General features: G+C 64.1%; 1 protein-coding gene and 1 pseudogene. One reads left to right on the top strand and one right to left on the bottom strand.

Going from position 1 to position 685, the window contains the following annotated elements:
* A pseudogene (locus EOA33_RS37640) lies at window positions 1–248 on the top strand (SDR family NAD(P)-dependent oxidoreductase); the annotation flags it as partial.
* A gap of 58 nt (window positions 249–306) precedes the next feature.
* On the opposite strand, the gene EOA33_RS37635 reads toward EOA33_RS37640, so the two are convergent.
* Window positions 307–685, bottom strand: a 379-nt coding sequence (locus EOA33_RS37635; RefSeq protein ID WP_348628302.1) for a KUP/HAK/KT family potassium transporter, incomplete at its 5' end; no start/stop codon positions are given.

The raw sequence follows: 685 nt of genomic DNA, 5'->3' as shown, positions 1-685 counted from the left end.
CCGCCCTCGTTAGCGAGGTCACCGGCAAACCGCTTGAAGTCATTCAGTTGCCCGACGAGGCCCTGACCGAGGGCGTGAAGGCAGCCGGCGTTCCCGAGGAGTTCGCCCGCGTCATCGTTTCCTTCGACGCCAACACCCGCTCCGGCCGCATCTCCATGGTGACGGACGCGATCGAGACGCTGTCGGGACGCAAGCCGAAGTCGCTGAAGCAGTTCCTCGAGGCGAACAAGGCAGCGCTCGCCGGCTGAGGCGGCAGCACGCGGTCACAACTGTGAAGGCCGCGCTCCTTGCGGGCGCGGCCTTTCTCTATATCGCCACCTGCGTGCCGATCTCGACCACGCGTCCGGTTGGGATCTGGAAGTACTCTGTCGCATCCGCCGCCGTTCGTGCCAGGCCGATGAACAGCCGGTCCTGCCACAGCGGCATGCCGGAATTGGGAGAGGCTTTCAGCGAACGCCGCGACAGGAAGAAGGACGTCGTCATAATATCGAACTTCCAGCCCTGCTTACGGCAGATCGCCAGCGCGCGCGGGATGTTGGGCTGCTCCATATAGCCGAAGTTCAGCGTCACCCGCATGAACAGTTCGTTGACCGTCTCCATCTTGACGCGGTCGCTGTCGGGCACCACCGGCTGCGGCGCGGTCACCACCGAGAGGATGACGTTCTGCTCGTGCAGCACCTTGTAG

Source organism: Mesorhizobium sp. M4A.F.Ca.ET.050.02.1.1 (assembly GCF_003997725.1).
GTDB lineage: Bacteria > Pseudomonadota > Alphaproteobacteria > Rhizobiales > Rhizobiaceae > Mesorhizobium.
The sequence above is the reverse complement of the archived record's forward strand: the minus strand, read 5'-3'. Positions and strand labels throughout refer to the sequence as shown.